A 12,571-nucleotide genomic window follows, 5' to 3' on the forward strand; every position below is an offset into this window, starting at 1 on the left:
GATAATATTTATATTTGTCAAAAATAGCAACAGACAATAAAATAGTATGGTAGAGAAAGCGGAGATTTTGCTGGTTGATGATCATGCATTAATCCTGGAAGGGATATGTCATATTCTTAAACGGCTTCCGGAAGTTGTAGTAGCAGACGCTGTAACAACTGGTGAGGAAGCCGTTGGATTAATAGCCGAGCGTGATTATGATATTTATATTTTGGATGTTGGGCTTCCCGATGTATCTGGATTTGAATTGATAGATATGATTCGTGAGCTCAATGAGGATGCGCGTATTATTGTAAATACGATGCATGAAGAAATATGGTATATTAACAGGCTTGTACGGCAAGGGGTAAATTCTGTAATTCTAAAGGCTTCAGATTCAATTGAAATAGAAAATGCAGTGAAGAGTGTACTACGAGGCGAAGCTTATACTTGTCCACGGTTTGAGGGGATACGTAAGAAACTGGGACATACATCTTCACAAATACATCCTAAAGATGTGCCTACTAAACGTGAAATAGAAGTATTACAGGCGGTGGCTGAGGGACTCTGTACACATGAGATTGCAGGGCGATTGCAGATTACGGAGAATACAGTTGAAACATTTCGTAGGAGGCTGATTCAGAAGTTTAATGCAAAGAATGCTATTGATATGGTAGTAAAGGCAATGGCACAAGGATGGATTAATGTTTTGTAAACAGATTTTTTCTTTTGTCACGGTTTTCGGTGATGTTTCTGTGTGAATTTTCGACTATCTTTGAAGCGGTAATTGAAATACTCTCTTTTAGAGTTTTATAAAGAAAAGGGACAGTCAATATGTCGTGATGATATATGTCAATTCTATTAACTGGTTTTTACAATTAAGAAGGGCGCATTCTGAAGTGAGTGCGCCCTTTTTCTATACTATGCATTGTGCTATTTAACCTTCTATGTTTTGTATTTCTACATCTTTCACTTTACGAAGCAAGTCGGAAGCAAAGATAAAGTCGTTCAAACGTTTATTGGTCGATGTAAAAATGTCATCTTTTGTACCTTCCCACTCTTTTGTACCTTCATAGATATAAATAATTTTTTCCCCAATACCCATAACGGAGTTCATATCATGTGTATTGATAATAGTAGTCATGTTATATTCGCGGGTAATGTCATGTATAAGATCGTCAATTACCAATGAGGTTTTGGGGTCAAGACCAGAATTGGGTTCATCACAAAATAGATACTGGGGATTTAATGCAATAGCCCGTGCAATAGCTACACGTTTTTGCATACCTCCACTGATTTCTCCCGGATATTTATCTTTAGCTTCTGTCAGATTTACACGGTCCAGGCAAAACATTGCACGCTTGGCGCGGTCCCGTACCGTATCATTGCTAAACATATTCAACGGGAACATCACATTGTCCAACACGGACATGGAGTCAAATAAGGCAGCACTTTGGAATATCATTCCCATTTCCCGTCGGAGCATCTTTTTTTCCTTCTTTCCCATGGTTAGAAAGTTACGATGGTCGTATAGTAACTCTCCTTTTTCCGGGACAAGCAAACCAACGATGCATTTCATCAATACAGTCTTTCCCGAACCACTCTGACCAATAATCAGATTGGTCTTTCCATTTTCGAAGGTGGCATTGATATCTTTCAGTACCGTTTTGTCCTCGAATGACTTATAGAGCTTTTTTACTTCAATCATCCCATTAAAAGTTTAGTTAATATCAGGTCGGCAAATAAGATTAGTACACTACTGGAAACCACAGAGTCTGTAGATGCTTTTCCTACGGCTATCGAACCACCCTCTACTGTATAGCCGAAGAAAGAAGATACACTGGCAATGATAAATGCAAAGAATAGTGATTTTATGATACCGCACCACACAAACCATTCTACGAACATATATTGCAGACCATACTCTAAATTGGTAGCCGTCATAATGCCCCCAAACCAACAGGTGGCAAAGGCACCGATAATACCAGCAAAAATACTAAACGTTACCAGAATCGGAATGGTTGTTACCATTGCGGCTATTTTAGGAAGTATCAGGTAGTTAGCAGAGTTAACTCCCATTATTTCGAGAGCATCTATTTGTTGTGTTACACGCATTGTTCCCAATTCTGAGGCAATATTAGAGCCCACTTTACCTGCCAGTATCAAACACATGATGGAGGAGGAGAATTCCAGTAACATGATTTCGCGGGTTACGTAGCCCACCGTCCAACGAGGCATCCAGGGGCTTTCGATATTCAGCTTGATTTGTATGGTGATAACCGCTCCTATGAAAAATGAAATCAGCAGTACGATTCCGATAGAGTTCACACCCAGCTGTTCTATTTCATTGAGATATTGACGGAAGAACATTCTCATACGTTCAGGCCGTGAGAAAGTGCGCCCCATCAGCACCATATATCTTCCAACCGTTCTTAATGCTTTGATCATAACTTCGTATATTTGTCTGCAAATGTACGTTTTTTCGGCTTATTTTTGCTACATTTGCCGCAAAATAACAAAGATATGGAAGAAAGCAAGATGGTGCTTCGTACGGAGGACCTGGTAAAAAAGTACGGTAAGAGAACTGTGGTTAGCCATGTTTCCATTAATGTGAAGCAAGGTGAAATCGTAGGTTTGCTGGGACCGAACGGTGCTGGTAAGACTACCTCATTCTATATGACCGTGGGCCTGATTACTCCTAATGAGGGCCGTATCTTCCTCGATGATCTTGAAATAACAAAATATCCGGTGTATAAGCGTGCGCAAACCGGTATCGGTTATTTGGCACAGGAGGCTTCCGTATTTCGTCAGATGAGTGTGGAAGATAACATTGCTTCTGTGCTTGAAATGACAAACAAACCGAAAGAATATCAGAAAGAAAAGCTGGAAAGTCTGATTGCTGAGTTTCGTTTGCAGAAAGTGCGTAAGAATAAAGGTAACCAACTTTCGGGAGGAGAGCGCCGTCGTACGGAAATAGCTCGTTGTCTGGCTATTGACCCCAAATTTATTATGCTTGATGAACCTTTTGCCGGAGTTGACCCTATTGCAGTAGAAGACATTCAGCAAATTGTATGGAAACTAAAAGACAAGAACATCGGTATTCTTATTACTGACCATAATGTGCAGGAGACGTTAAGTATTACGGATCGTGCCTATCTTCTGTTTGAAGGAAAGATCCTTTTTCAGGGAACTCCGGAGGAACTTGCAGCGAATAAGATTGTTCGTGAAAAATATCTGAGTAACAGTTTCGTGCTTCGTCGTAAAGACTTCCAGTTAGAGAAAGATTAATCTTTCTCATTCGGGAGGTACTTCAAATAAATCATATCTATACATTGTTCGCCGTTGTCTTCGAATATAGGTTCGGGATAGTTGTCAACGAAGAAGTTTCTGATAATGTGTGAATCAACAAAACCGCATTTCCGGTAGAATGCCAATTGGTAGAATTCCCGTTCAGGGATACCGGTACTTCCTGTACCAACAATGATTTCAGGAATTTCTTTGAAATAATTGAAAATAAATGAAATCATACGGCTGGCATATCCTTTTCTTAAATGATCGGGATGCGTAACCAGATTTTTAATTTCTGCAGTGGAGCCATCTGATACAACTACGGCTGCGCATACAATCTCTTTTTTTACCTGCATAGTAAATAAATGCCCCTTGCTGAGATATTTATTTATCATGTCTACTGAAGGATCTGCTATTAGCAGTAATTCGATGAAAGCTTCTTTATTCTCAGTGATTTCCTCTATCACCATGTCTTGTGGATATTTCATACAGACAAATATAACAAAAAAGAACCTTCCGACAAAATTAAGTATATCGGAAGGCCATTTCTTTTTTTCTTTTGTTAGAATTTGGGTCTTGCCTCTTTAACCACCATTGTACGACCGTGGTATTCTGCGCCATTCAGTTCGGCGATAGCTTTTGAAGCAGCAGCATCGTCTTCCATTTCAATAAAAGCAAAACCTTTTGATCTGCCGGTTTCGCGATCCATAATAACTTTTACTGAAGATACTGTTCCGTAGTCTTCCATGACTTGTTGCAAATCTGCTTCCTTAACGCGGTAGTTAAGGTTTCCAACATAAATGTTCATAGTGAAAATGATAAAAAATAAATAATGAAATAAAACTCTCAGGAAGATGATTGATAATAAAAAGATTAAAACGACAGAGAGTTTACAAATGCGTTTTTCAAACGAAGTAAAGCCTTGTAATAGAAATCGAGAAACTAATACATCATCATTCCGTAACAAAGAAAAACATAAAAAATGAAAATACAATTATTTTTCTTGTGTTTTTTTGCTGTTAATGTGATGATATACTGTGCTTTTGTTCGTCTTGTAGTATAAATTGGTGTATTTTAGAGGGGCTTTTTCCGATAACAAGGATTTGCTGAAAATTAGTTCCGGATAGTTTATAAAACCACCTAAAGACCTGTTTTTATACAGATATCTTTAGGTGGTTTCTCTTTTTTGTTAGATAAAGAGAGAGAGAATATTATTCGATTACAACTTTTGTTGCATAGGATACCTGGTCTTTTGTGATTTTTACAATGTATAATCCGGCAGAAGGTATCTGTATATTGTCTATGTTATTTGTAATTTCTTTCTGCAGGCAAATCCTTCCGGTGGCATCAAAGATACAAATGTAAGTGTTGGCGGCATTTTCTACTGTCACTATTTCTCCGTTGGTATAAACAGTGAATACTGTTTGTACTGCCATCTTTTCAATACCTGTACCTGTTTCCTTGTCGAGTACAAAAAGGCATACGGTTTTACTATTGTTTTGGTAGGTTGCTGTCAGATTGCATTGGGTAGTTTCATCCGGAAGTGTAATTGTAACCTCTTTGCCATTGATTGCAGCTACTGTGGCATTGTCTGAAGTCCAGACAGTTTCATTGTTTCCTCCTACTTTAAAGCTTTTGCTTATTGTACTGAAATTATTGCCTGTGGCCAGATAAACCGGGGTTGCAGCAAGTTTGGCAGCATCGGTCTCAGCAAAATCTTTCAAGGTAGGATATTGTTCATTGGCAAATGTCCATGTATCGGCACTCATATCTTTAAGCGCTGTCCCGTTAGTAAGGTTAAGAGTTGATATTGCGGTTGCTCCTTCAGCAACTAAACCGTTTGTGCACATTTGAGAGTCATAATAACAATTTTCCAGAATATCACTTGCAGCCATTGTACCTGCGATGGCTCCGGTTACACCCCGTGCTGTGACAATAACACTACCTATATTGATACAGTCTTTTATGATGGCAGGTGCTGCTTTACTTCCTCCGGTTCTACCTATGATACCTCCGGCTACCGATTTAGTATTTCCTGTGGTAGGGTCTACAAATAAGTGGGCTACTACCCCATAATTGATACAATCGGAAACTGGTTTTGAGGTATACCCCAGGATACCTCCGGCCTGTGTTGGATTGGTGCCCGTTCCATCAACGAGCACGTAACCGAAGTTATAGCACTTATTGATACTCAAAGCTGAGTTATTTCCCATGATACCACCTACATTTCCGCGGGTTGAGTTGATATTACCTGCATTATAGCAGTTGTATATTTTACCATTATTAGCTCCGTATTCGGAACCTCCTGCAATGCCGCCAACACCTGTTATACCAAAAATCGCGGCGTAGTTACTGCAATTACAAACAACTCCTCCAAGCTGACCAACGATCCCTCCGATTGACATTGAACCGTTGATATAGGAACCTGCCCCGAGTGCCAGATCTTTTATAGTTCCGTTTATACCTACATAGCTGAATAATCCGGCGGCACTTGTTGTTTCAGTAGAATAGTAAAAATTGTCGATTACTTTTTTATTTCCGTCGAATGTTCCCTGAAATGGATTATCTTTAGCACCTACAGGTGTTGAAGGGGTAGATTTACTTCCCTGTATATCCAAATCGTTGATCAGTTTGAAGTACTTGCCTTCATAAGTTTCACCTCCTGCAACCATTGTTGCAAAGTAGCTGAATTGTTTGGCTGTTTTAATTTGATACGGATTACCTTCTGAACCGTCGCCTCCTAAATCGGCTGTAATACTCAGAGGATAACTATAATTCATGTCTCCCAAAGAAGCTGTTAGTGTACCAGATACCAATTCGTCTGTCGGGCGTTTTAAAAGAGTTACCTGATTATTCTCTATTTTCAGATATTCGGTATTATCTACTTTCCAGCTTAACGAATTTCCTGTAGGTATGCTGATAGAGTGTGCCAAATAGTCTAATCTATCGAATTCACTGCCATCAGCATTAGAGTAACAAATAACCGGTGAAGCTGTTAATATCGCATTAGGGATTGTCTCCATCCCTTTCAAGCGTGGATACATACCTTCTTCATAAATCCAGTCTTCTGTTCCAAGTGCTTCTTTCAAGGTTTTCCCGATCATATTTTGGGTTAATGTTCCTTCACCCGGACCTCCGGTAGGACGATGCATTTGTTTATCATAAAAGCAAGATTTTATACTGGCAACCAGGCTACTTCCCGGATCAGGGGTAATCATACCTGCTTTATAGTCACTTTGTCCGCCAGCTATGGTGTAGCATGATTCTAACTTGCTGCTTCCTGCATAGCTTCCTACTATTCCTCCTACATATGCATAGTTGTTTCCTTTGCAGGGCATTGTATTATAGCATTTCTGCACTATTGCCGAATAGCAACGTCCTACAACACCACCCACATAAGAAGAAGTGGCACTCTGTATGCTCTCTACTTTTCCGAAGTTGACACTTTTCTCTATAACGGCATTACTGGCAATAAATCCTGCGATACCGCCTACGCCAGCCTCTGTCTCGTAGTCGTACCCCATTTCGCTACCACCGGAAATTGATATACTCCCCATATTGTAACATTGACTGAGAGAGCCTGCATTATTAAAGGCGCCTGTAATTCCTCCCACGTGTTTCACGCCAAATATCTCTCCGGTATTGTAACAGTTCGTGATGTTTCCGCATGTATTCAGGGAATACTCCTTGTCCATTCCTCCGACGATACCTCCAATCCACCAGCCACCGGACACTTTTCCGGAGAAATTACAATCTTCGATATTCCCACCTATATTGTTGCCTGCAATGCCTCCAACGTATTTACTTCCCTGAATCGTTGAGTTTTTAACGATACAATTACTTATTTTTCCTTTATTGTATCCGCAAATTCCTGCCACATAATAAGCCTCTTCACTTCCTACGGATACAATACGTGCAGAAGCTAATGTCAGATTTTTAATGACAGCACTAAGATCTGTACCTCCGAAAAGTCCTGCACCGTTTTGCCCACTTGGGAAAACAATCAGATTACTAATCGTCTTATTATTTCCGTCGAAACTCCCCTTGAATGGAATTGATTTACTCCCAATTGAAAATTGAGTACCTTCCAACTCGATATCGTTAGCAAGTTGGAAGTAAGTATCTGCAAACTGGTTGTCCTTAGTGATGGCATCTGCCATATCTTCCAGATCCTGAGCTGTCTTGATCAGATAAGGTTCGGTTTCCGTCCCTTTACCACCGCTGAATCCTGCTGCCTGAGACTTTAACGAAAAAGCCAGACTGCATAGCAGAATCGCAAAAAAGTAATACTTTCCCATAATACAAATTTTTTAATGAATACTATATATAAATTGAAATAAGTAATCGTTCATCATTATATGATATTATTATTGAAACGCAGAAACTCACAGATTCACGCAAAGCATATCATCGCTCAAGTATAGCGCAGCCATTTAATCTGCGAAAATCTGCGATTATTTGCGTTTCAATAAAACGCTGTCATAGTATGGACTAAATTTGAAATACTACTTACACGTTATTGCTTCGTCATAACTATGTCTATAGCCCGATCCAGTCCTCCGGCATAACTACCGCTCGAAGGCTCTTTGGTGGAGAATCCTGCGAAATATAATCCTATGACCTTGTTGCCTGGGAATGTGTCATTGTCTTTGAATGACAGTCTTACCTTTCCGTCACGTATTTCCGGGATAGCCATACACTGGCTGCTTTTATCCCATGTGATATTGTCATTGTCGGCCAATACACAATTGTATACAAACAAAGGTGTTGAAGTTCCCAAATACTGCCCGGCAGCGATGATTAGTTTGCCGTTATCATAGTCTACAACGAACTGCGCACCAGACATCGGACCATCAATCATCACATATTTATCAGGTTGATATTTTAATAATTGAGCTGTATGCGATACGGTTTTATTGGTTTTATCTATATAGCTGATATCATATTTTCCCTGAAAATCCTTATAGATGGTTTGGCAGAAAGAATAAGTTTGTTGTGTTTTTCCACATTTGATAGTGACCGGGATGACTTTTTCGGTCAATGTTCCTTCTTCGTACGGAATGGAAGTGAAAATAACGGAATCGCCTTCGACTTTATGTGATAACCATTTAGAATCGTATTTTATTTCGTATGGTAAGTTACTTTTCAGATAATATGCTTTTCGCTCTCCTGTTGTAGAGAAATTATAGAAAGCAGGAAAGTTGGTGGAGAAAATAGCTCCTAACTGTGTGACGGGGACAACAGTACTTTCTGTTCCCATACTGATTTTTATCAAAGCATTCCTTCCGGTAATATCTTCATTGGCAGAGATTGTCAGGAGTACTTTATTTCCCGATAGAGCAGGTGTACACCACTCTTCTGTAGAAGTCACCACATAGTCTCCTACCACTGATAATTCAATCTCACCCGTTCCTCCGATAGCAGGCAGGCTGGTACTGGCACTGATCACTTTGAAAGTAGGGGAGGAATTCTCCTCTTCATTATCATTGCATCCCATGTTTAGTATGCAAAGCATAAATAAGCACAGATAAAAATATTTTTTCATAACTCTTTATTTAGCTGAGACGGTGAACCACATCTCTTCTGGTTTATCAATACTTGTGAATTTAATTTTTGTCGGATATTTGGGATTATCAGCTTCCATGATATAAGGACTATAGTTTGTAATAATACTGACAAACTCCTGATATCCACCTGTCCAAAATGCACCTCCGTTGATATAGCCTTTATTCGTAAAGTCGAGTTCTATTTCATTTTCCGTATTCTTTACCGGAATGAAATCGAATGAATAATAGCTCCACCAGGCGATAGAAGAATTGTCTACCCGGGTGGCACCGGTTACTACAGCATAAGTGTTTTCATCTTTGTAGTATCCCAGATATATGAAAGATAATCCGGTAGTAGCTTCTGCGAAGTTGGTAGCAAGCTGGCGATCTGTATATTTCCAATAAGTCAGAACGAAATCACTCATTTCGTCCGGAGAAAAATACCAGGAAGCCTTTGATTGGGCAAAGAACTCATTCACTTTCATTAGTTCAAAACCAATTTGGGCGTTTCCATTGTCTGTACTTAATATATCTTGTTCAACCGAATATTGCATACTTTCAATAGAGCTTCCTAAAATAGTGACCGGTTGATAAAAGCGGATACCTGTGTCTGTGTAGATATAGGGTACTTCTGTAGAAATAGCTTTTCCCCCATCTTCATAATTTAGAGTGAAAGTGCGGTTGGCACCTTTTTCTATGGAAACTTCCTCTCCATTGACATTCATTTTATAAATAGGGGCTATCGCATTCTTTTTTGTGTACTCAACTTTGTCCATGTACTCTTTGGCGGGTACAGTCAGTTTGTTCATTACGATTTTGTTTCCGGTCTTTTTGCCTTGTAATATGATTTGGGTATCGGTTTTACTCATTAATATAAATTCGTAATCTCCTTCCAACCCCTGATAGAGATCAGAATATGGAGTAGAGAAATAGTGTAGCAATGAATTATAAGTATCAAAAGTAAGTACAGGACCGTTATCTGATATTAAACGCCACAGACTGCTCTCTTCTTTTCCGGGAGATAAATCCATTCTGACTTTTACTTCTGAACTGGTAAACTGGAGCGTGTACATATATCCTCCGTAAGCCTGTGATCCTTGCGGATAGTATTCCATAGACCATCCGTATTCAGAACTCACCAATACTTCCTGATATTCCCTTAATGCCTGTGCGATTCTTTCGGCGGCCGGACTGTCGAAGATATCTTCGTTATCTTTAAAGCAGGAGCCTAATAGAAGCGGCAATAATAATATGATTACTATTTTTTTCATTTTTGTTCTGTTTAAAAGTTTTCCAGATCGAGTTTGTCTATCTCAGAAGAGCGGCGTTGCACGATGTCTCTAAGCTGATTCAGGTCGATGTTCCAGTTTTCTTTCATATAGTTGTATACAACCTCAAATTTCTGTTTTATAATTTCGGCTCCGGCTGTTCCGGCTCCGGTCAACATGGCATCCCATTGTTTGGAAGATTGAGTCAGATAGATACATACATTCTCGGCAAAATCCTCGTTGGCCTCTTTACTGGCATATTGGCTGACAAAACCGGCTTTTTGTGCATCTGCATCACTACTCCAATAATCATTCCAGGCATCGCCCACATACGATATACCGGATATTAACTGAAAGTCGCTTGTGTACTCTTTGGTCTGAGTAAAGATATGCGTAAATTCATGGTGAATGGTTTTAAAGTACCATTCGTTGAGTAGGTTGATATTGGTCGGATCAATGTAGTTAGCTCCGTATAAAGTGATTTTCATACCTCCTTCGGCAGTACCCAGTTCGAATGTTCCGTTGTTGCGAAAAGCAAAACTGCCTATGATATGAATTACTTTGGGAAAATAGTTTCGGATGTAATCCGGACCAGCCAGTTCATCATAGGCTTCAATACAAAGATGTTTGATGAGCTTGGCCAATTGTACTGACTTTTTCATTTCTGCTGGAACCAATGTATAGTCCATATCCGATTCAATATCTTCCATCCGGTATTTGAACTCGATGTTGTAAGGATATATATAGTTGTTTAACAACCATCCGTCAAATTCATTTTGTTCACCGGTTTCTACGGTAATGATACTATGGTTCTTGTCCGGTTCGTCATCAGTGCAGGCTATAAAGCCTACTATGACAGGAATCAGGAATATCCATTTACTTTTCATATTCTTAGGTTTTTATTTTTGTTGTAACGAATGTGTTTATCTCGGGTTGGCCGGAAGCCCGGCATTGATGACTTCCTGCGGAAGTTGTATGGCACAGCGTGGGTCGCGGGGAAGCAATTGGTCTGCTATGGTGACGTCTTTCCCGTTGGCACTGACTACACGCCGGTCTACCTCTATGCCATATCGTTTGATGTCGAACCAGCGCAATCCTTCATGAATTGTTTGTATACGGCGAACGAACAGTAAAAACTGGATGAAACTTTCCTGCTTCCCACTTTTGACAGTGAAGCCGGGATTCAATTTTTTCTTTAGCGTTGGTGCATTCGGTTCATAATAAGAAATAGGATTAATGAATTTCTCTACATCCTCTTCTTTTAATACGTAAGCACTTTTTGTATTGGCTTTGATCCAGATATTGAAGTCTCTGACAGCTTCCTGATATTTCTCTTTCATGATATATGCTTCCGCTCTTGCCAGTAAAGTCTCTTCTGCACTGAAGGCTGTGTATACGGTGTGTGGATAGCCTATCATTGCAACGGGATCGAGATATTCAAACAAGAATGGTAACTTCATTGTCAGTGTCTTATCAAGATTGCTTCCCTGGTATATGAATGGGAGGACATGGTAATTGGTATATCTTCCCCATGGTCCGTCGGCCTTTAATGTTTCATATTCGGCAATGAGGGCTCCGTGTGTAATACGCGACATATTAAAGTAAGGGCCAAAGTATCTTCCCGCCTGTGATAGTGAAGTCATTAACATCAGATTACAGTTATATTCCGGTTTGATATAGTCTTTGGTATATACATCTTCGTCTCTTGTCATTTTGGCGCGTGCCTCCATATTCCTCATCATAACTGCGGGATTGGAGGTTAGTACTTTATCTGCATATTCTATCACTTTGTCCCAGCGCCCGGCATATAAGTTGAAACGTGCGGCAAATGCATAGGCTGCCTTGGTGTTGAAGTGATATTTGGGTACACTGTACGCGTCTTTGATCATGGGAAGTGCTTCTTCTATATCCTTGTTGATTTCTTTATAGACACTATCCACTGTGATACGGTCATATTCTACTATCAGCTGGGTTTCCGGTACCTTTACATAAGGTATACCCAAGTCTGTGGTTGCATACTTTTCAGTGTAGTGCTGACAGAAAATATTGACCAGTATGAAGTGTGCATATGCCCGACATAGCAGGGCTTCTGCCTTGAATGGTTTCAGACTGGCAGGAGTTCCCATCTCTTCTATGGCTTCCAGTGCCTGATTGGCTGCGGAGATTGATTTATATGACCGGCTCCACAAGGCATACGGATCTTCTTGTCCGTTCGTTTCTGTAACATCCTTCCAATATGCTATTTGCTCAATGAATAAATAGGTATAGGGATTACTGGGGCCATAGTCGTCTACGTTATCAGAAGAGTATTCCCCTAAGAACATAGCTGAGGCTTCGGGATAGGCTGAAGTTATCAGCGCTTTTACATTTGCTTCTGTGTTGACCTCTGTACGGTTGTCCGGAACCTCACTCAGGAAGTCATCGCACGAAGCTAAGATGCTTCCTGATAGTAAGATGATAACCGGAATATATTTATATATATGTGTCATA

At 39.9% G+C, this 12,571-nt stretch carries 11 protein-coding genes; 2 read left to right on the forward strand and 9 right to left on the reverse strand.

Annotated features, from left to right (window positions below):
* Positions 1-46: 46 nt before the first annotated feature.
* A complete protein-coding gene (locus VCM39_RS03160) occupies positions 47-694 on the forward strand; it encodes a response regulator (RefSeq protein ID WP_221649795.1) in 648 nt (215 codons plus the stop codon).
* A gap of 222 nt (positions 695-916) precedes the next feature.
* Here VCM39_RS03160 and VCM39_RS03165 read toward each other — a convergent pair whose 3' ends face one another.
* Together VCM39_RS03165 and VCM39_RS03170 are read right to left on the reverse strand one after the other, a co-directional pair.
* Positions 917-1,687, reverse strand: a complete 771-nt coding sequence (locus VCM39_RS03165) for an ABC transporter ATP-binding protein (protein WP_221649794.1) — start codon at positions 1,685-1,687, stop codon at positions 917-919.
* Positions 1,684-2,427, reverse strand: a complete 744-nt coding sequence (locus VCM39_RS03170) for an MlaE family ABC transporter permease (RefSeq protein WP_002562380.1) — start codon at positions 2,425-2,427, stop codon at positions 1,684-1,686. The genes VCM39_RS03165 and VCM39_RS03170 overlap by 4 nt, the downstream gene beginning before the upstream one ends.
* A gap of 75 nt (positions 2,428-2,502) precedes the next feature.
* Between VCM39_RS03170 and lptB the strand changes: the two genes are divergently transcribed.
* A complete protein-coding gene (lptB, locus tag VCM39_RS03175; protein ID WP_002562379.1) occupies positions 2,503-3,267 on the forward strand; it encodes an LPS export ABC transporter ATP-binding protein in 765 nt (254 codons plus the stop codon).
* Here the strand turns inward: lptB and VCM39_RS03180 are convergent.
* The 7 genes from VCM39_RS03180 to VCM39_RS03210 all read right to left on the reverse strand — a co-directional run bounded on the left by VCM39_RS03180 (position 3,264) and on the right by VCM39_RS03210 (position 12,570).
* Positions 3,264-3,755 (reverse strand): GNAT family N-acetyltransferase, encoded by a 492-nt coding sequence (locus VCM39_RS03180; RefSeq protein ID WP_221649793.1) that lies wholly within the window; start codon positions 3,753-3,755, stop codon positions 3,264-3,266. The genes lptB and VCM39_RS03180 overlap by 4 nt on opposite strands.
* Before the next feature lie 74 nt (positions 3,756-3,829).
* On the reverse strand, positions 3,830-4,075 hold the full coding sequence (locus VCM39_RS03185) for an RNA recognition motif domain-containing protein (RefSeq protein ID WP_025868121.1): 246 nt from the start codon (positions 4,073-4,075) through the stop codon (positions 3,830-3,832).
* A gap of 403 nt (positions 4,076-4,478) precedes the next feature.
* Complete coding sequence (locus tag VCM39_RS03190; RefSeq protein ID WP_322934205.1) at positions 4,479-7,565, reverse strand: T9SS type A sorting domain-containing protein; 3,087 nt, start codon at positions 7,563-7,565, stop codon at positions 4,479-4,481.
* A gap of 218 nt (positions 7,566-7,783) precedes the next feature.
* A complete protein-coding gene (locus VCM39_RS03195) occupies positions 7,784-8,812 on the reverse strand; it encodes a BACON domain-containing protein (protein WP_322934206.1) in 1,029 nt (342 codons plus the stop codon).
* 6 nt (positions 8,813-8,818) lie between these two features.
* A complete protein-coding gene (locus VCM39_RS03200; RefSeq protein WP_322934207.1) occupies positions 8,819-10,084 on the reverse strand; it encodes a DUF4302 domain-containing protein in 1,266 nt (421 codons plus the stop codon).
* Between the two features lie 11 nt (positions 10,085-10,095).
* Positions 10,096-10,968, reverse strand: coding sequence for a putative zinc-binding metallopeptidase (locus tag VCM39_RS03205; protein WP_322934208.1), 873 nt, complete (start codon positions 10,966-10,968; stop codon positions 10,096-10,098).
* A gap of 36 nt (positions 10,969-11,004) precedes the next feature.
* On the reverse strand, positions 11,005-12,570 hold the full coding sequence (locus VCM39_RS03210) for a RagB/SusD family nutrient uptake outer membrane protein (RefSeq protein WP_322934209.1): 1,566 nt from the start codon (positions 12,568-12,570) through the stop codon (positions 11,005-11,007).
* Position 12,571 lies beyond the last annotated feature (1 nt).

Origin of the sequence: Bacteroides mucinivorans, assembly GCF_034654355.2 — a bacterium.
Lineage (GTDB): Bacteria > Bacteroidota > Bacteroidia > Bacteroidales > Bacteroidaceae > Bacteroides > Bacteroides nordii.

Coding starts and splice junctions, on each gene's coding strand:
- VCM39_RS03200 (WP_322934207.1), bottom strand. CDS start 10,084: ATGAAAAAAATAGTAATCATATTATTATTGCCGCTTCTATTAGGCTCC.
- VCM39_RS03190 (WP_322934205.1), bottom strand. CDS start 7,565: ATGGGAAAGTATTACTTTTTTGCGATTCTGCTATGCAGTCTGGCTTTT.
- VCM39_RS03210 (WP_322934209.1), bottom strand. CDS start 12,570: ATGACACATATATATAAATATATTCCGGTTATCATCTTACTATCAGGA.
- VCM39_RS03160 (WP_221649795.1), top strand. CDS start 47: ATGGTAGAGAAAGCGGAGATTTTGCTGGTTGATGATCATGCATTAATC.
- VCM39_RS03185 (WP_025868121.1), bottom strand. CDS start 4,075: ATGAACATTTATGTTGGAAACCTTAACTACCGCGTTAAGGAAGCAGAT.
- VCM39_RS03170 (WP_002562380.1), bottom strand. CDS start 2,427: ATGATCAAAGCATTAAGAACGGTTGGAAGATATATGGTGCTGATGGGG.
- VCM39_RS03205 (WP_322934208.1), bottom strand. CDS start 10,968: ATGAAAAGTAAATGGATATTCCTGATTCCTGTCATAGTAGGCTTTATA.
- lptB (WP_002562379.1), top strand. CDS start 2,503: ATGGAAGAAAGCAAGATGGTGCTTCGTACGGAGGACCTGGTAAAAAAG.
- VCM39_RS03180 (WP_221649793.1), bottom strand. CDS start 3,755: ATGAAATATCCACAAGACATGGTGATAGAGGAAATCACTGAGAATAAA.
- VCM39_RS03195 (WP_322934206.1), bottom strand. CDS start 8,812: ATGAAAAAATATTTTTATCTGTGCTTATTTATGCTTTGCATACTAAAC.
- VCM39_RS03165 (WP_221649794.1), bottom strand. CDS start 1,687: ATGATTGAAGTAAAAAAGCTCTATAAGTCATTCGAGGACAAAACGGTA.